18 protein-coding genes and 3 tRNA genes are annotated in these 17,471 nt (G+C 61.6%); all 21 read right to left on the bottom strand.

What is annotated here, in order from left to right:
- Positions 1 to 57: 57 nt before the first annotated feature.
- The 21 genes from VIM12_RS19950 to fabF all read right to left on the bottom strand — a co-directional run bounded on the left by VIM12_RS19950 (position 58) and on the right by fabF (position 17,449).
- Positions 58 to 131: transfer RNA gene (locus VIM12_RS19950), tRNA-Cys, on the bottom strand.
- A gap of 83 nt (positions 132 to 214) precedes the next feature.
- Positions 215 to 290 (bottom strand) — tRNA-Gly (locus VIM12_RS19945).
- Between the two features lie 93 nt (positions 291 to 383).
- A tRNA-Gly gene (locus tag VIM12_RS19940) sits at positions 384 to 459 on the bottom strand.
- Between the two features lie 61 nt (positions 460 to 520).
- Entirely contained in the window at positions 521 to 1,114 is a 594-nt protein-coding gene (pgsA, locus tag VIM12_RS19935; RefSeq protein ID WP_331944016.1) for a CDP-diacylglycerol--glycerol-3-phosphate 3-phosphatidyltransferase, read from the bottom strand.
- 81 nt (positions 1,115 to 1,195) lie between these two features.
- The gene (uvrC, locus tag VIM12_RS19930; protein ID WP_331944014.1) at positions 1,196 to 3,052 is read right to left on the bottom strand and encodes an excinuclease ABC subunit UvrC; all 1,857 of its coding nucleotides are present in this window, start codon (positions 3,050 to 3,052) and stop codon (positions 1,196 to 1,198) included.
- A gap of 14 nt (positions 3,053 to 3,066) precedes the next feature.
- On the bottom strand, positions 3,067 to 4,122 hold the full coding sequence (gene nagZ / locus VIM12_RS19925; protein WP_331944012.1) for a beta-N-acetylhexosaminidase: 1,056 nt from the start codon (positions 4,120 to 4,122) through the stop codon (positions 3,067 to 3,069).
- Positions 4,119 to 4,511: a holo-ACP synthase gene (acpS, locus tag VIM12_RS19920; protein WP_331944010.1), complete on the bottom strand. Its 393-nt coding sequence runs from the start codon at positions 4,509 to 4,511 to the stop codon at positions 4,119 to 4,121. The genes nagZ and acpS overlap by 4 nt, the downstream gene beginning before the upstream one ends.
- A complete protein-coding gene (gene pdxJ / locus VIM12_RS19915; protein ID WP_331944008.1) occupies positions 4,508 to 5,275 on the bottom strand; it encodes a pyridoxine 5'-phosphate synthase in 768 nt (255 codons plus the stop codon). The genes acpS and pdxJ overlap by 4 nt, the downstream gene beginning before the upstream one ends.
- 14 nt (positions 5,276 to 5,289) lie before the next feature.
- Entirely contained in the window at positions 5,290 to 6,105 is an 816-nt protein-coding gene (gene recO / locus VIM12_RS19910) for a DNA repair protein RecO (protein ID WP_331944006.1), read from the bottom strand.
- A 52-nt stretch (positions 6,106 to 6,157) separates the two neighbouring features.
- Positions 6,158 to 7,060 (bottom strand): GTPase Era, encoded by a 903-nt coding sequence (era, locus tag VIM12_RS19905; protein ID WP_331944004.1) that lies wholly within the window; start codon positions 7,058 to 7,060, stop codon positions 6,158 to 6,160.
- Positions 7,057 to 8,067: a ribonuclease III gene (rnc, locus tag VIM12_RS19900; RefSeq protein WP_331944002.1), complete on the bottom strand. Its 1,011-nt coding sequence runs from the start codon at positions 8,065 to 8,067 to the stop codon at positions 7,057 to 7,059. The genes era and rnc overlap by 4 nt, the downstream gene beginning before the upstream one ends.
- Before the next feature lie 23 nt (positions 8,068 to 8,090).
- Positions 8,091 to 8,480 carry a DUF4845 domain-containing protein gene (locus VIM12_RS19895; RefSeq protein WP_331944000.1) on the bottom strand — a complete coding sequence of 130 codons (390 nt, stop codon included), beginning with the start codon at positions 8,478 to 8,480 and terminating at the stop codon, positions 8,091 to 8,093.
- Between the two features lie 37 nt (positions 8,481 to 8,517).
- Positions 8,518 to 9,432, bottom strand: coding sequence for a signal peptidase I (gene lepB, locus VIM12_RS19890; protein WP_331943998.1), 915 nt, complete (start codon positions 9,430 to 9,432; stop codon positions 8,518 to 8,520).
- Positions 9,429 to 11,222, bottom strand: a complete 1,794-nt coding sequence (gene lepA, locus VIM12_RS19885; RefSeq protein ID WP_331943996.1) for a translation elongation factor 4 — start codon at positions 11,220 to 11,222, stop codon at positions 9,429 to 9,431. The genes lepB and lepA overlap by 4 nt, the downstream gene beginning before the upstream one ends.
- A gap of 174 nt (positions 11,223 to 11,396) precedes the next feature.
- Complete coding sequence (locus tag VIM12_RS19880; RefSeq protein ID WP_331943994.1) at positions 11,397 to 11,693, bottom strand: glutaredoxin family protein; 297 nt, start codon at positions 11,691 to 11,693, stop codon at positions 11,397 to 11,399.
- An 80-nt stretch (positions 11,694 to 11,773) separates the two neighbouring features.
- Positions 11,774 to 13,264, bottom strand: a complete 1,491-nt coding sequence (locus VIM12_RS19875) for a DegQ family serine endoprotease (RefSeq protein ID WP_331943992.1) — start codon at positions 13,262 to 13,264, stop codon at positions 11,774 to 11,776.
- Between the two features lie 9 nt (positions 13,265 to 13,273).
- A complete protein-coding gene (locus VIM12_RS19870) occupies positions 13,274 to 14,278 on the bottom strand; it encodes a MucB/RseB C-terminal domain-containing protein (RefSeq protein ID WP_414691813.1) in 1,005 nt (334 codons plus the stop codon).
- A gap of 5 nt (positions 14,279 to 14,283) precedes the next feature.
- A complete protein-coding gene (locus VIM12_RS19865) occupies positions 14,284 to 14,889 on the bottom strand; it encodes a sigma-E factor negative regulatory protein (RefSeq protein WP_331943988.1) in 606 nt (201 codons plus the stop codon).
- A 65-nt stretch (positions 14,890 to 14,954) separates the two neighbouring features.
- On the bottom strand, positions 14,955 to 15,557 hold the full coding sequence (rpoE, locus tag VIM12_RS19860) for an RNA polymerase sigma factor RpoE (protein ID WP_040041344.1): 603 nt from the start codon (positions 15,555 to 15,557) through the stop codon (positions 14,955 to 14,957).
- A gap of 91 nt (positions 15,558 to 15,648) precedes the next feature.
- A complete protein-coding gene (locus VIM12_RS19855; RefSeq protein WP_331943986.1) occupies positions 15,649 to 16,155 on the bottom strand; it encodes a protein YgfX in 507 nt (168 codons plus the stop codon).
- 46 nt (positions 16,156 to 16,201) lie between these two features.
- Complete coding sequence (gene fabF / locus VIM12_RS19850; RefSeq protein ID WP_331943984.1) at positions 16,202 to 17,449, bottom strand: beta-ketoacyl-ACP synthase II; 1,248 nt, start codon at positions 17,447 to 17,449, stop codon at positions 16,202 to 16,204.
- Positions 17,450 to 17,471: the final 22 nt, after the last annotated feature.

The raw sequence follows: 17,471 nt of genomic DNA, 5'->3' as shown, positions 1-17,471 counted from the left end.
ACGGTTGGGCAGGACGAAAAAAATGGGTTAGCTCTTGCGAGCTAACCCATTCATGTCTGGAGGCGGGGGTCGGGATCGAACCGGCGTAAACGGCTTTGCAGGCCGCTGCATAACCACTTTGCTACCCCGCCACGGGAAAATATTTTAACCACAAATCGAGGCTAATGTTGCCACGCCTCTTTCGGGTCTTGTGAAAGGCCAAGCTTTCTAAAACTGGAGCGGGAAAAGGGTCTCGAACCCTCGACCTCAACCTTGGCAAGGTTGCGCTCTACCAACTGAGCTATTCCCGCATGAATCTTTGCTGCTTTTTTCATCAACAAGACAGATCGACCTTATCTGATGAAATAAAAAAGGAAGCTTGCGTCAGCTTCCTTTCAGAATCCTGGAGCGGGAAAAGGGTCTCGAACCCTCGACCTCAACCTTGGCAAGGTTGCGCTCTACCAACTGAGCTATTCCCGCGTCGACAACAGACGAGCATTATAGAGGTCTAACTATTTTTGTCAAGCCATCTGCATGATGTTCACACCATGCGGCCCGCCTTCTCCTTGATCAGGGGCCAAGCCTTGCGCAGGTAGTAGAACATCGACCATACGGTAAGCGCCGCGGCAATCCACATCAGGATCACCCCGCACACCCGAATGTCCACCGGACCGAATCCGGTGTCGCCGCTCACGCTGTAGAGCAGCATCGGAATCGCACTCATCTGCGCGACCGTCTTGATCTTGCCGATCGAACTGACCGCTACGGATTTCGATGCGCCGATCTGTGCCATCCATTCCCGCAAGGCCGAGATCGCGATTTCCCGGCCGATGATGATGAAGGCAATCACCGCGTTGATCTGCGTGAATTCGACCAGCACCAGCAAGGCGCCCGCGACCATCAGCTTGTCAGCGACCGGATCCAGGAAAGCGCCGAAGGCGGACGTCTCATTCCAGCGGCGGGCAAGGAAGCCGTCGAACCAGTCGGTTACGGCTGCGACGACGAAAATGGCGGTGGAGGCGATGGCCTTTGCAGGAAGGGACATCCATGCATCGGGGAGATAAAAGACACCCACCACCAAGGGGATGAGCGCCACGCGCAGCCAGGTGAGAAGGATCGGAATGTTGAAGGGCATGATAAGCGGCCGAGGTTTTTATAGATTATCGCGTGGAAATTGCATGCGATGCAATTTCCGCTGCCACGGATTCTACGCTTTTCAGTGCAGCTGCCTGTAGATCTCTTCCGCAAGCTGGCGTGATATTCCGTCGACCGACGCCAGTTCGTCGACACTGGCGTCGGCGACGCCGCGCAAGCCGCCGAAGCGGGCAAGCAGCCGCTGCCGGCGCTTGGCGCCCACGCCTTCAATTTCCTCCAGGCGCGAACTCTGCCTTGCCTTGGCGCGCTTGGCGCGCATGCCGGTGATGGCGAAACGATGCGCCTCGTCGCGAATCTGCGCGACCAGCATCAGTGCAGCGGATTCCTTGCCCAGCTCCAGCGGCGGGCGTTCGTCGGCAAAGATGAGCGTTTCGAGGCCGACCCGCCTGCCCTCGCCCTTCGCCACGCCGACGATCTGGCCGATATCGAGGCCGAGATCGGTGAATACCTGGCGGGCCATCTCCACCTGCCCCTTGCCACCGTCGACAAGGACGACGTCGGGCATCACGCCGTCCCCGTTGGCGACCTTCTCGTAGCGCCGCATGAGGACCTGCCGCATCGCGGCGTAATCGTCGCCGGGCGTGATGTCATTGATGTTGTAGCGCCGGTACTCGCCGTTCTGCATTGCGTGATGATGGAATACGACGCAGGACGCCTGGGTCGCCTCGCCCTGGGTATGGCTGACGTCGAAACACTCGACGCGGAAGCTGTCGAGGTCGGCAACGTCAAGCCCGAGCACCTCGACCATCGCCCTGGTACGGGCCTGCTGCGAGCCCTGCTCGGACAGCAGGCGGGCGAGCGCGATCTCGGCGCCCTTCTGGGCCATCTCGAGCCATTGGCGGCGCTGGCCCTGCGGCTGGAATACAAGCGAGATGCGGTGGCCGCACTGCTCCATCAGCGCCATCATCAGCTCCGGCTCGTCCAGCTCGACGCCGAGGATGAGCGTCGACGGGATGAAGAGATCGGCATAGTGCTGCGCCAGGAAGGCCTTCAGCACCTCCACCTCGACCGGTCCTTCGGCGGTCGCCAGCGCATCGTCGACGTGGGTCGGGAAGTAGGCGCGATCGCCGAGATGGCGGCCACCGCGCACCATGGCCAGGTTGACGCAGGCGCGTCCGCCCTGCACCACCACCGCGATGATGTCGATGTCGGCGTCGCCCACCGTCTCCATGCTCTGCTGGTGCAGCACGCGCGAGAGCGCCGTGATCTGGTTGCGCACCGCTGCCGCCTGCTCGAATCTGAGCTCGGCGGCAAACCCGTGCATCTTCGTCTCCAGCGTCTCCATGACCTCGCTCTGGCGTCCGCGCAGGAATTTCGCTGCGTTCTCGACGTCGAGCGCATAGTCTTTCGGACTGATGGCGTTGACGCAGGGCGCGCTGCAGCGCTGGATTTGATGCAGCAGGCAGGGCCGGGTCCGGTTTGCAAAGACCGTGTCCTCGCAGGTCCGCAGCTGGAAAACCTTCTGCAAGATCTGCATCGACTCCTTGACGGCCCATGCGCTCGGGAACGGGCCGAAGTACTGGTTCTTCTTGTCGACCGCGCCGCGGTAGTAGGCCATGCGGGGCGTTTCCTGCCCGGTGATCTTCAGGTACGGATAGGACTTGTCGTCGCGGAAAAGGATATTGAAACGCGGCTGAAGGGTCTTGATCAGGTTGTTTTCGAGCAGGAGTGCTTCCGCCTCGCTGCGGGTCACCGTCGTCTCCAGGCGCACGATGCGCTCGACCATCATCGCCGTGCGGGGGCTGGCGAGGTTCTTCTGGAAATAGCTCGATACCCGCTTCTTCAGGTCGCGAGCCTTGCCCACGTACAGCAGCTTGTTCTCTGCGTCGAAATAGCGGTAGACGCCGGGCAGGTGCGGCAGCCTGGAGACCGTCTCCAGTAGCGTGTCCCGCGCGTCCGGGCTTTGCGTTTCCGGCATCGGTTGCCCTCGATTCAGTCTTCCATCAGCGCACGCACGGTCTTGCGGGCGGCAATGTAGCGCGTATCGTCCTGCAGTTTGTTCCAGTCAGGGAAAGCGCCTCGCGGCACCAGCGATGCCACGCGCGCAGCCGACTCCGCTCCGGCGGCCTCCTCGCCGAGACCGTCGAGAAGCTGGTCGGCCTTGTCCGGCGCGTTGCAGACAAGGACCATGTCGCATCCCGCACCAAGCGCCGCGCGGGCCCCGTCGACGACACTGCCCGCCACGCTGGCGCCCTCCATGCTCAGGTCGTCGCTGAAGATCACACCCCGGAATTCCATGTCGCGCCGCAGTATCGTCAGCCATTTCTTCGAGAAGCCCGCCGGATTCCGGTCGACCTTCGGATAGATCACGTGGGCGGGCATCACGGCGGAGAGGCCGATTCCGGACCAGCGGTATGGCGCCGCATCGTCCGCGAGGATCTCCTCGAGCCCGCGATCGTCGACCGGAATCTCCACATGCGAATCGGCCTTGACGAAGCCGTGGCCGGGAAAATGCTTGCCGCAGTTGGCCATGCCTGCCAGCGCCAGCCCGTGGTTGAGGCTCTTGGCCAGCAAGGTCACCACGCGCGGGTCACGATGGAAGGCGCGGTCGCCGATCACGCCCGACTCGCCATAGTCGAGATCCAGCACCGGCGTGAACGACATGTCCACGCCGCATGCGCGCAGTTCCGCGGCCAGCACGAAGCCGACGTCGGTCGCCGCCCGGACAGCCGCCAGCACATCCCTGTCCCACAGCGCTCCCAGCTTGCGCATGGCGGGCAGGCGGGTGAAACCGTCGCTGCGAAAGCGCTGCACCCGGCCGCCTTCATGGTCCACGGCAATCAGTACACCCGGGCGCGCCGCATGGATCGCTTCCGTCAGCGCCACCAATTGGGCCCGGTCCGTGTAGTTGCGGGCGAACAGGATGACACCGCCGGTCAGCGGATGGCGAATGCGCCGAATATCGTCGTCGTCGAGGGCCGTGCCCACCACGTCCAGCATGACCGGCCCGAGCCGCACGTTTGCTGCGCCTTGCGCATTTTTCTTCATTTTTTCTCCACAATGACGAAGGCCACCGCATAGTCGGCTTCATCGGTAATCGAAACCTGGGCAGTGAGTCCCCTCGCGTCCATGAATTCCTGCAGCGCACCACTGGCAACCGGCACCGGCCGTCCGCCAGGCGCATTCAGCGTCTGTAGTGCGCGCCAGGTCATCGGCATCCGCATGCCGAGGCCGACGGCCTTGGAAAAGGCCTCCTTGGCCGCGAACCGGGTGGCAAGGTAGCGCAGGCCGCGCGCCTCGACCTTGGCTTTGCGGCGTCGATAGACCTGGAGTTCGTCCGGACCGAGTATTTTTTCAGCGAAGCGTTCCCCCTTGCGGGCCAGTGTTGCTTCGATGCGGGAAATCTGGATGATGTCCGTGCCAATGCCGTAGATCATTTTTTATGTATGCCGAGGCGCGCCGCGGTCATGATCGCCTTCATTTCCTTCACCGCATTCTTCCAGCCGATGAAAACCGCCTGGGCGACGATCGCATGGCCGATGTTGAGCTCGGCGATTTCCGGAATCGCGGCAATTGCCTGCACGTTCGTGTAATGCAGTCCATGACCGGCGTTCACCTTCATCCCGTACTTGAGGCCCTCCAACACGGCCGACTGCACCCGCTCTAGCTGCTGCCGGGCCTCGCCTTCCGTCCGGGCCTCCGCGTATTGGCCGGTATGCAGTTCGATCACGGGCGCGCCCGCTTCCGCGGCCGCCTTCACCTGGGCGGCATCGGGATCGATGAAGAGGCTGACCCGGATGCCCGCCGTCTGCAACTGGCGGACCACGCCCTGCACCTGGGTGAAGTAGCGCACCACGTCCAGTCCGCCTTCGGTGGTAATCTCTTCCCGCCGCTCCGGCACCAGGCATACATCCTGGGGCCGCAGCCGCAGCGCGAAGTCGATCATTTCGGTCGTGATGGCGGACTCGAGGTTCATGCGCGTGCGCAGCTGCGGCAGGATCGCCTCGACGTCCGCGTCCCTGATGTGCCGGCGGTCTTCCCGCAGGTGGAGCGTGATGCAGTCCGCACCGGCCTCCTCCGCCAGCAAGGCGGCCTGGATGGGATCGGGATAGTTCGTGCCGCGCGCATTGCGCAGGGTCGCGACGTGGTCGATGTTGACGCCGAGATCGATGACGGGCTTGTGGGGATGTAAGAGACTCATGAGAGACGCCTTGGCTATAACTGCGTTAAATCTATCAGAATCTGCCTGGTATTGAGCTGCGCGCCGCCGAGATGATGGGCCAGCAGGAAGCGCATCAGGAACTTGCTTTGCGATTGCGTTATTGCGTCGGAATAATCGTCCCTGTCCATGTCGAGCAGCGTCTTGCCGGCGACCCTCGGTATGTCGTCGGCCGGGCGTGCCGGGCGGGGTCCGCGCTCCGGGTCGACGACGTACAGCTTGTCGGGCAACACCGGCCCGCCGCTCGCCGTGCACAGCGTCAGGTTGCTTCCAACCCCGGTTTCCTTGAGCAGCGCCCGCTCGAAGCGGCGCAGGACGATGGGGGCGGGTTCGCCGTGGGCAAGTTCGTTCAGGGTCGCAATGTACTGCCCGAAGAGTGCGGGATGCGGATCGTCACGGGCCAGCAGCTTGACCAGCAGTTCGTTCAGGTAAAACCCGCACAGCAGGGCCGACTTTTCCAGCGGCGGCATGCCCCCGACCCATTCCGCATCGGTCAGCGTGCGGACCTCCGCCTTGCCGGTCCAGCTCACCGCCAGCGGCTGGAATGTCTGCAGGACGCCGCGCAGTTTCGAATGGGGCCGCTTGGCGCCCTTGGCCACAAGCGCAATGCGCCCGAAGTCGCGCGTGAAGACCTCGACGATCAGGCTGGTTTCCTTGTACGGATAGCTGTGCAACACGAAACCCGGCTGGGCCGCGATCTTGCCTTCCTTCTCCCGACGCGCGGGCGCAGGCCGCCTTTGCGGCCCTGCAGGCTGGCCGCGGGACGGGCCGGCATCCTCCGGAGAATCCGTTATCGTGATCGGCAAAGTCATTGCTTGAGGTTCCCGTGCGAATGGGCGTGCGCGCCAAACACTGCGGATTTCGCTACTCGTAGCCGTAGGCACGCAGCCCCGCCTCGTTGTCTGCCCAGCCGGACTTCACCTTCACCCAGATTTCGAGGTAGACCGGCCCTCCGAACAACCGCTCCATGTCGAGGCGCGCCTGGGTCGAAATCTCCTTGAGCTTCGCCCCCTTCTGGCCGATCACCATCGCCTTGTGGCCGTCGCGCTCGACGAGGATCGCAGCGAAGATCCGACGCAGATTGCCTTCCTGTTCGAACTTTTCAATCAGGACGGTGCTCGTGTACGGAAGTTCCTCGCCGACGAAACGGAACACCTTCTCGCGCACGATCTCCGAGGCCAGGAATTTCTCGCTGCGGTCAGTGATGTCATCCTCATCGAACATCGGCGGGTTTTCCGGCAACAGCTTCTCGATTTCCGATTCGAGCACATCGAGCTGGAATGCCTGCTTGGCGGATACCGGCACGACCGAGGCGAACGCGGCGTCGGCACTCACCTGCTGGGTGAAGGCGACCAGGGATTTCTTGTCCTTGATGCGGTCCCACTTGTTCATCACGAGGATGCACGGCACGTTCTTCGGCAGCAGGTCGAGCACCTGCTTGTCCGCCGGGCCATAGGTCCCGGCCTCCACGATGTACAGGATGACATCCGCGGCGGTCAGGGTGGTCGTGACGGTGCGGTTCAGTGTCCGGTTCAGCGCATTCGAATGCCGGGTCTGGAAGCCGGGCGTATCGACATAGACGAACTGTGCCGAGGGACGGGTCTGGATCCCGGTGATCCTGTGGCGGGTCGTCTGCGCCTTGCGCGAGGTGATGCTTACTTTTGCGCCTACCAGCGCATTCATCAACGTCGATTTGCCGACGTTCGGACGCCCGACGATCGCAATGTAGCCGCATCGGAAGGCATTGGAAGCATCTTGAGGATTCATGCAGTCTTGGTTTGAGTGGGCGCGCCGGCAGCGGCAGCGACATGCCCATCATCCGGATCCGGCGCGGTTCCGGTGGCGGCAACAGCGGGAGCACCTGCCTTGAGATCGAGTTTGCTCTGCTTGGCTTCCGCACCCCTGTGCTCGGGTTTCGGTTCGGACTTCGGTTCGGTTCTCAGTTCGGGCTTCGTCTCGGGCTTGGCTTCGGATTTGACCGGCTTCGCGCGCTTCTTGCCTTCATCCTCGATGGGCGCATCAGGCTGTATGGTCGCGATGCCGGCCAACTTGAGTTGCGAGGAACGCGGCCGGCTCTTGCGGCCCGCGGCCGCCGTCTTCGCCATTGCCGCCTGCACCGCCTCCAGTGCCAGCTTGGCCGCAGCCTGTTCCCCTGCCCGCCGGCTTCCGCCCGTGCCGAAAACCTGGATCTCAAGCTTGGGAATCAGGCATTCGATCTCGAACTCCTGGTTGTGGGCGGCACCATGGGTCGCCACGACGTTGTACTGCGGCAGGGCGATCTTCTTGGCCTGCAGGTACTCCTGCAGCAGGGTTTTGGCATCCTTGCCCAGGGTCTTCGGGTCGACGGTGTCCAGGATCGGGATGTAGAGGGCCCGAATGACATCGCGGGCGGCGTCGAAGCCGGCGTCGAGAAAGGTGGCGCCAAACAGTGCTTCAAGCGTGTCTGCGAGGATCGACGGGCGACGGAAGCCGCCCGACTTCAGTTCGCCCTCGCCGAGACGCAGGAACTGAGAGAGCTCGAGCCGCTGCGCGATCTCATACAGCGACTGCTGCTTGACCAGATTGGCGCGCAGGCGCGACAGGTCGCCCTCGTCGATCTTGTTGTAGCGCTCGAAGAGCAGGGACGCGACCACGCAGTTCAGAACGGAATCGCCGAGGAACTCAAGCCTTTCGTTATGCACGCTGCTATGGCTGCGATGGGTCAAGGCCTGCTGCAGCAGAACAGCATCCCTGAACGTGTGGCCCAACCGGTTTTGCAATAGCTTGAGATCCATCTGTTAGTCGCTTACTTCCCCTTTTACTGCACAACCTTCTGCGGACGGCCGGTGCCGGTGGTCGCCTCGTAATCAAGAACGAGGCTGGCCGGTCCGACCAGTTCAATTTTCTTCTGATACGCCACGCTGACCTCGAAGCCTTCGCCGGTCTTCGTGATATCGAGATCCTTGCCGGTCACCGACTCGATGTAGGCGGTGACCCGCTGCTTCTCGAACGATTCCTGGATTTCCCGCGGGGTCGTACCCGCATTCTTCGCGGTGACGATCGCCTTCTTGATGGCCGCGTATTCGACGACCGTGGGCACGACCTTCATCGCGAGAACCGCAAGCAGCGCCACGATGACGATGACAAAAAGAAAACCGACCAGCGAAAAGCCCCGCGGCCGACACTTGCGGCCCATATTGCCAACCATACATTCCCCCTGCTTCTAGTTATATCCCGCAGTCCGCCTACTCGAATCCGCCGATGCGGGTAAGGTCGCCCAGGTTCATCCAGATGAAGAATGCCTTTCCGACAATATTCTGATCCGGGACGAATCCCCAGTACCGGCTATCCAAACTGTTATCCCGATTATCCCCCATCACGAAGTAATGTCCAGCGGGGACGGTACAGGCAAATCCTTCCACGTTGTAGCTGCAATTTTCCCGCGACGGGAACGGATCCGGGTTCTGGACATAGGAGGGAGCGCGCTCGTCGTTCAGGATGCGGTGTGGCGCTGCACCCGGCAGCAACTCGCGGAACTGCTTCGAATAGCTCAGATGCTCCTCGTCCAGGTAATCATCCAGCGGCTCGTAGGAAACCACTTTACCATTGATCGCTAGGCGTTTGTTTTTGTACACAATTTTGTCGCCCGGGATCGCGACGACACGCTTGATGTAGTCGAGGGACATGTCCTTCGGATACTTGAAGACCATGACGTCGCCGCGCTGCGGGTCGTTGATCTCGATGATCTTCTTGTTGATGATCGGCAGCCGGATCCCATAGGTGAATTTGTTGACCAGGATGAGATCGCCGATCTCGAGGGTGGGCACCATGGAACTGGAAGGGATCTTGAACGGTTCGTACAGGAAGGAGCGCAGAAAGAAGACCAGCGCGATGACCGGGAAGAAGCTGCCGGAGTATTCGATCCAGGTCGGCTGCCGCAGCATCTCGGCTTCCAGCCGTGAACGGTCGCCCTGGTCCACCTTGATGCCATCGGCGCGGAGCTTCTCCTGTCGCGCGTCGTACTCCGCGAGTGCATGGGCGGCACGCATCCGGCGGCGCGGCGCCAGGTAGAAGACGTCCATGAACCAGACGATGCCGGTGGCGACAGTGAGAATGAACAGGATCAGTGCAAAGTTGCCAAGGATCGCTTGCAATGTCATTTATCTTCCACTTGTAAAATCGCGAGAAATGCTTCCTGGGGCACTTCCACCGAACCCACCTGTTTCATGCGCTTCTTGCCGGCCTTCTGCTTTTCGAGCAGTTTGCGCTTGCGTGTGATGTCCCCGCCATAGCACTTCGCCAGCACGTTCTTGCGCATCGCCTTCACGTTCTCCCGGGCGATGATGTTGGAGCCGATTGCTGCCTGAATCGCCACGTCGAACATCTGCCGGGGAATCAGTTCGCGCATTTTCGCCGCGACTGCCCGGCCGCGGTATTGACTGTTCGTGCGATGAACGATGATAGCGAGGGCGTCCACCTTGTCGCCGTTGATGAGCATGTCCACCTTCACGACGTCGGCGGCGCGGTACTCCTTGAACTCGTATTCCATCGACGCGTACCCGCGCGAGGTCGATTTCAGCCGGTCAAAGAAGTCGAGCACGATTTCCGCCATCGGCATTTCGTAGGTCAGCATGACCTGCTTGCCGTGGTAACTCATGTTGACCTGTACCCCGCGCTTCTGGGTGCAGAGCGTGATTACCGCGCCGACGTACTCCTGCGGCATGTAGAGATTGACGTTGACGATCGGCTCGCGGATCTCCTCGATCTTGGACGGTTCGGGCATCTTCGACGGGTTGTCGACCATGATCGTCGTGCCGTCGCGCTGCACCACCTCGTACACGACCGTAGGTGCGGTCGTGATCAGGTCCATGTCGAATTCGCGCTCAAGTCGCTCCTGCACGATCTCCATGTGCAGCAGGCCGAGGAAGCCGCAGCGGAAACCGAACCCCAGCGCCTGGGACACTTCCGGCTCGTACTGCAGGGCCGCGTCGTTCAGCTTGAGTTTTTCGAGCGATTCGCGCAGTGCGTCGTACTGGTTTGCCTCGACCGGAAACAGGCCGGCGAACACCTGCGGCTGGATTTCCTTGAAGCCGGGCAGCGGCGCGGGCGCCGGCTTGCCCGCGAGCGTAATGGTGTCACCGACGCGCGCAGCCTTCAGTTCCTTGATACCGGCGATCACGAAGCCCACTTGCCCTGCCGCAAGTACGTCACGCGCCTGGGATTTGGGCGTGAATACCCCGATGCTTTCGGTGAGGTACTGCGCGCCGGTCGCCATCAGCGAAATCTTTTCCTTCGGACGGAGGGTGCCGTTCACGATACGCACCAGCATCACCACGCCGACGTAGTTGTCGAACCAGGAATCGATGATCAGTGCCTGCAGCGGGGCACTGGGGTCGCCCTTGGGCGGCGGGACCTTGGTGATGAGGGCCTCCAGCACGTCCTCGACGCCAAGGCCGGTCTTGGCCGAGCAGCGGACCGCGTCGCTGGCGTCGATGCCGATGACATCCTCGATTTCGCCACTGGCGTTTTCGGGATCGGCGGACGGCAGGTCGATCTTGTTCAGTACCGGGACGACTTCGACATTCAGGTCGAGTGCGGTATAGCAGTTGGCGACGGTCTGGGCTTCCACGCCCTGCGACGCGTCAACCACGAGCAGCGCGCCCTCGCATGCGGACAGCGACCGGCTCACTTCGTAGCTGAAGTCGACGTGGCCCGGCGTGTCGATCAGGTTCAGGTTGTAGACCTTGCCGTCGCGGGCCTTGTACGACAGCGCCGCGGTCTGCGCCTTGATCGTAATGCCCCGCTCGCGCTCCAGATCCATGGAGTCCAGCACCTGCGCCTCCATCTCGCGGTCGGAGAGTCCGCCGCAGATCTGGATGATGCGATCTGCCAGCGTCGACTTGCCGTGGTCGATGTGAGCGATGATCGAGAAGTTGCGGATGTTGTCCATTAAATAAGATTCAATTACAAAAAAGGCGCTCCGAACGGGGAAGCATCCCCAAGCGAGCGCCTAAGACAGAACGTTGTTCGATGGCCGCCATTCTACCGGATTTCGGAGCGGAAAACCGGCTGGCGCGGTGGTTAGCCCTCAGTTTTGCTGCCTTTCGACGCAGGCCGACGCAAGCTAGATTGCGGCGAGGAACGCCCGGGTTTTCGGCTCGTCAAGGAAGTAATGGCATAGCTGGACTGTGTCGCCGTCCTCCCTGCGTCCGAACAGTACCGGCACGAGTTCGTCGAACTGGGCAACGAGGCTCTCGTCGCCGTCGATGTCGATGATCTCGACTGTGAACGGATATTCTCCGCTCAACGACTGCAGGGCTTCCAGCATGTCGTCGCAAAGATGGCAGTAGGACCGCCCGTAGAGGGTGAAATGGATCACGGAAGTGGAAACGAAGGCCGGATATTCAGCCGACGCATGCAATGAAAGACCTCATTGTACCTTCCTCCGTTTGGCTCGGAGGGTGTTGGCGGGATGGCTACGTCAGCCGTCCCGCCAACCACTTATTGTCCTGCCGGTCGAATCGGCACGAACTGGGAAGCGTCGCCGCGGCGTACCAGGACCACTGCCAGCTTGCGGGGTTCAAGCTTGGCGACGAGGGCATTGAACTGGCGCGCGTCCTTCACGTCGCTGTTGTTCAGACGGAGGATGATGTCGCCGGTCCGCAGCCCTGCACGCGCAGCCGCCCCCTCGGATGCGTCGACAATGACGCCGCCGTCCACCTTCAGTTCCTTGCGTTGCGCCTCCGAAAGGTCGCTCACCACGAGCCCGAGCGCGTTAGGCGTCTGCTCAGGCTTGGACTTGCGTTCTTCCTTCTTGGCAACGGCCTCGGGCTCCAATTCGGCAACCGTCAGCGGCAGCTCCTTGCTCGCCCCCTTGCGCCAGACCGTCACCGTCGAGCGGGTGCCCGGCTTGGTCGCGCCCACCAGCCGTGGCAGGTCGGACGACTTTTCGATTTGCGCGCCGTTGTATCGCAGGATGATGTCACCCGCTTCCAGCCCACCTTTTTCAGCCGGCCCGCCGGGTTCCACCCGTTGTACCAGTGCGCCCTGCGCCCGGGCCAGGCCGAGCGATTCCGCGACGTCCTTGGTCACTTCGCCGATCTGCACGCCGATACGGCCACGGGTGACGCGACCCGCCGTACGCAATTGCTCGGCCACGCGCATCGCCTCGTCAATCGGAACGGCAAACGAAATCCCCATGTAGCCGCCGGACCGGCTGTAGATCTGCGAATTGATCCCGATGACCTCGCCGCGCATGTTGATCAGCGGCCCACCGGAATTGCCGGGATTGACAGCGACGTCGGTCTGGATCAGCGGCAGGTAGTCGCCGGTATCGCGGGCTTTCGCCGACACGATGCCGGCGGTAACGGTATTGTCGAGGCCGAACGGCGAGCCAATGGCAATCACCCATTCTCCCGCCCGCAACTTGCTTGGGTCCCCGATCGTGAGGCGCGGCAGGTTTTGGCCCTCGATCTTCACGACTGCAACGTCGGTGCGCTTGTCGACGCCGATGATCTTCGCCTTGAATTCGCGCTTGTCCGTGAGCGTCACATAGACCTCGTCGGCACCCTCGACCACGTGCGCATTGGTGAGGACGAAGCCATCAGGAGAGATGATGAACCCGGATCCGACGCCGCGCGGCACTTCCTCCTCCTGCTGCGGCCCTTGCTTGCGGCGCGGCTGGCGATCCGGCTGGGGCGCCTTCGGCATGGGTACGCCGAAGAAGCGGCGGAAGAATTCCTGCATCTCTTCGTCTTCTGCACCCGGTGCGGCGCCCTGCCCTGGCTTGACGCGCTCGGTAGTACGGATGTTGACGACCGCCGGGCCGGTGCGGTCCACCAGATCGGCGAAATCGGGAAGGCCGGCTACGCTCGGCGCTGCCTGCGCGGTTTGCGCCACGCCACTGACCGGCACAGCGAGGACTGTGCACGCCGCGACGAGGACGGAAAGGATCAGGCTCTGGGCGGGCAAGATTGTCTTTTTGGCATCCATGTTCTTGTACTATCTAGACTTGAACTCCACCGAATTGGCTACCTGCCGGATCGCAGCCAGGGGCACTTCGCCTACGATGGTAAGCCAGTAGTCGCCCTGACGCTTGCCGACAATATTAACAGCCCCCTGCTGCATCGATCCTTCCGTGCGGCTCTGGCTGCCGGGCTCGATGAAGACCGAGATGGCGGCAAGTCCGTCCGAGTACACGATCTGTGACACGTCCCGCTGTACCGATTGCCCCCCGGCGGTCGAGGTATCCGACACGAGGCGTTTCACTTCCCTCACCTTGCGAAAGCCCGGGGGAAGCGACTTGACGCTCCATGCGGACAGGTTCACCTGGCTCATCAACGCGTTCTCCACGCGCCAGCCTTCTGTGTTAGGGAAGCTCGGCTTCACTTTAGATCGATCAGCGTCACCAATCGATATATGGGTGAACGCGATTTGTTCAACGGTCTCGCCCTTGTCGTTCAGCGTCTGTGCCCGCAGCAGCAGGCCCGATGCCTTGTCCGCCCAGAGCTTGTAGCCATATCGCAGCTTGTCTTTCGGCTCCAGCAGGATGGCCTGACACTCGCGGCCTGCAACGCGACCGCTTTCCGCCCGGCGGACGTCGTAGAGCTCTCCCAGTTCGTCCGAATTGGTCGCAAGGATCGCGGGGAAGACGTCGTGGGCCGTCCTTTTCTCGACAAGCAGGGTTTTGGTCTCCGGTACGTAGCAGATGACTTCGTCATTCTTGCGGATGTACTCGCGGGGCCTGCCATCCAGTACCTCGAGCTTCTCGAGCTCGCCCTTGCTGTCCTGGATATGCGTGATGCGGGAGGTGCGCATCTCGCTGCCCTGCTGGTAGACGAATGTGCCTGTGTAATTCAGGTGCTGTGCCGCCGTCTGGATCTTCTTCAGCCAGCCCCTCGCGTTGCGCGCCTCTGCCGCCGGGTCAGCGGTTTCGGCCGAGGCGGAAAACGTGAGGAAAACCGACAGGGTGACGACAAACCTGAGCACTGCGTGTGTTTGCCGCATACAGATTATTTACCGGGTTCAGTTGCAAGCGTCGCGGACCGAGCGTAATGCGCGCTGCTGAATACAGACGGGGAATAGCGCTGGTGCGCGAAAAGATAGTCATCGATCCGTGCGTCGCGCAGTACGACTTCGCCAGCGGCGGTAGCTCCGGCGCCCTGCGTCAACTGTGTGGTGCCTTCCACCGGCTGGACTTCGGCCACGATTGCCTGGCCCGCTTCCAGGGAAGGCGTGCCGTTGATCGCGACCATCAGCTGTGGCGTCGTGAAGAAGGCAACACCGGCCATTGCTGCGGCTGCGGCAAAGCCGGGAACTGCCCATCGGCGGACATTCGCGGGTGCGGGTGATTCGTCCTTCGCGGGCAGCGCGGTCGGTGCGATGATCGTCGGTTCGGCATCCAGGCGGGCGGCAAACCGGGCGGAGAAGTCCGGTCGCAGTTCGACGTCCGCAATCTCCTCGGAACGCAGCGCGTCACCGATCCGATGGTAGAGCTCCCAATCGTCCCTGGCTGCCCCATCCCGCAGTGCGGCCAATGCCTGGTCCAGCTGTGCATCAACCAGCTCCCCATCGGCCAGTGCAGAAATTTGTTCCCGTCGTGTGTCGTTCGTGTTCATCCCTACCTCATCGAGGCTGCACCAACCTCATTGTTGTTACGCCGTCCGCATCCCTGTCGGCAATGCTACCAGCGCTTGTCGATTGCTGTTCCGAGCAAGGGTCGGAGCTTCTCGGCGATCGCCTCTCGTGCGCGGAAAATCCGACTGCGAACAGTGCCGATCGGACATCCCATTGCTTCAGCGATTTCATCGTAGCTCAAGCCTTCTATTTCGCGCAATGTAATCGCTATCCGCAGCTCGTCCGGCAGTGCATCCATTGCCACATTTACTGTCTCTGCAATCTGCTTTGTCGCCAGCATCGACTCAGGGGTATTGATGTCCCTGAGGTGTTCGCCGTCATCAAACGTCTCGGCCTCCTCTGCGTCGGCCTCGGTCGATGTCGGCGCACGCCTTCCCTGGGTGACCAGATAATTTTTCGCCGTATTGATGCCGATGCGGTAGAGCCAGGTATAAAAGGCCGAGTCGCCACGGAACTGCGGCAGCGCGCGATAGGCCTTGATAAAGGCTTCCTGCACGACGTCCTCCGCTTCCGCCTGGTCGCGAACCAGCCGCGATACGAGCCGCATCAGCTTCCGTTGATATTTGGTCACCAATAGCTCGAACGCTTTTTTATCGCCGCGCTGTACACGCTCGACAAGCAGTTGATCGATATCGCGTTCTGTCGTCAATCCCCGTTCCCTTGTTTCATTGCAACATTCACGCGGCTGGTGTAGTTGACCTGAGGAAATGTATTTAGTTCAACCCGGAATGCAGAAAAATCTAGGCCTGCGCATTGTCGGTCGAACTGCGCTGGCTGAGTATCCAGCGGCACGCGACGGACAGCGTTCGAAAGCCGTCCGGCGAGACACAGTCGGGCATGACAGGCACGTTGATGATTCTCCCGGTCTCGGTACGAAGGCGCAGTAGAAGCAACTGGCGCCACAGCGTGGAACTCGGCAGCAGATGGACTACTTGACCATTCTTCTTAAGGTGAGGCCGATCAGCAGCAGAACAAGCCCCAGTTTCGTCCACTTCTACAAGGCGAATCTGCCCCGTACCTGAGATATCGATATGTTGGTGTTTCCGGTGCTGGACACCATGATAAAACCCAAAAAAGCCGAGGAAAATGCTTGAGGCCGAGAGCAGCAATTGCGGTAACGAAGGCAGCTCGCCTATCTGACTGGATGCGATGAGAACGCCGATCACGACGGCACCGAGCGACATCAGCCAGCCCATCGCCGACAGGGTCGGCGACGCGCGTACGATAACGGTAGTCGCGATGGACATGACGGCAGAGACGGACTTCCTTCGCTTGTGCGAAGGAAGCGCCGTATCAGGCCTTGCCGAAGATGAGGGTACCGTTCGTACCCCCGAATCCGAACGAGTTCTTGACTGCGACGTTGATCGGCATCTTGCGGGCCGTATTGGCGCAATAGTCGAGGTCGCAGGCCGGATCCTGATTGAAGATGTTGATGGTCGGCGGCGAGATTTGATGGTGGACGGCGAGGACGGTGAATACCGATTCCAGCCCGCCTGCACCGCCAAGCAGGTGTCCTGTCATGGACTTCGTCGAATTCACGACCACGCTCTTTGCCCGCTCGCCAAGCGCGCGCTTGATCGCGATGGTCTCGGCAACGTCGCCGAGCGGGGTCGAGGTGCCGTGCGCATTCACGTAGTCGACCTGGCTGGCATCGATCTGTGCGTTTTTCAGGGCGGCCACCATGCAGCGCCGGGCGCCGTCGCCATCTTCCAGCGGCGCCGTCATGTGATAAGCATCGGCGCTCATGCCAAAGCCGAGCACTTCCGCGTAGATCTTCGCACCGCGCGCCTTCGCGTGCTCATACTCTTCGAGCACCATGACGCCGGCGCCCTCGCCGAGGACGAAGCCGTCGCGATCCTTGTCCCAAGGGCGGGACGCGGTCGCCGGATCGTCGTTGCGCGCCGACAGGGCACGGGCAGCAGCGAAGCCGCCGACGCCAAGCGGCGAAACGGTCGATTCCGCGCCGCCGGCAATCATGACGTCGGCGTCGCCGTACTCGATCATGCGTGCCGCCGCGCCGATGCAATGCAGACCGGTGGTGCATGCAGTGACGATTGCGATGTTCGGCCCCTTGAGGCCGTACTTGATCGAGAGATGGCCGGAGATCATGTTGATGATTGACGCCGGCACGAAGAAGGGGCTGATGCGCCTCGGACCACGGTTCGTGAGCTCGGCGTGCGTCTCTTCGATCATCGGCAGACCGCCGATGCCGGAGCCGACGATGACGCCGATGCGCTCGGCATTCTCGTCGGTCACCGTCAAGCCGCTGTCCTGCATCGCCTGGATGCCCGCCGCCATGCCGTAGTGGATGAAGGTATCCATGTGGCGCGCCTCCTTACCGGGGATGTACTCCTCGATATTGAAGCCCTTCACTTCACCGGCGAAACGGGTCGAGAAAGGCGTAGCGTCAAATTTAGTGATGGTGGCAATGCCTGATTTGCCTTCGATAAGTGCGGACCACGCATCGGCGACGGTATTGCCGACGGGGGAAACACAACCGAGACCAGTCACTACGACGCGACGTTCACGTGAGCGGCTCAAGCGGTTCTCCTGGATTCTGTCA

It is taken from the genome of Noviherbaspirillum sp. (genome assembly GCF_036563305.1).
Classification (GTDB): domain Bacteria; phylum Pseudomonadota; class Gammaproteobacteria; order Burkholderiales; family Burkholderiaceae_D; genus Noviherbaspirillum.
The sequence above is the reverse complement of the archived record's forward strand: the minus strand, read 5'-3'. Positions and strand labels throughout refer to the sequence as shown.